Genomic DNA, 316 nt, shown 5'->3' with positions numbered 1-316 from the left:
TTAATAAAAACAATATATCGGCATATTCTAAATAGATTTTATAGCATAATATTTTTTGTTTTTCTAAATTAACTATTTTTTTTACTTTATTTTTCAAAAAAATTAAATTTACTGAATTATGATTTTCATAAAAATATTCTAAAATCATAGATAATGTTTCAGTCTCACCATTCATAAAATGGGCAGGTGGAAAATCAGCTCTACTTGATGATATTAGAAAATTATACCCTATTGGACTTGGAACTAAAATAAATAAGTACTGTGAGCCATTTATTGGTGGTGGTGCTGTTCTTTTTGATATACTATCAAATTATGA

General features: G+C 23.7%; 1 protein-coding gene. It reads left to right on the top strand.

What is annotated here, in order from left to right:
- Window positions 1-143: 143 nt before the first annotated feature.
- A partial coding sequence (locus AWT72_RS10085) for a DNA adenine methylase (RefSeq protein WP_306765428.1) occupies window positions 144-316 on the top strand: 173 nt, incomplete at its 3' end.

The sequence above is a fragment of the Oceanivirga salmonicida genome, assembly GCF_001517915.1.
GTDB lineage: Bacteria > Fusobacteriota > Fusobacteriia > Fusobacteriales > Leptotrichiaceae > Oceanivirga > Oceanivirga salmonicida.
The sequence above is the reverse complement of the archived record's forward strand: the minus strand, read 5'-3'. Positions and strand labels throughout refer to the sequence as shown.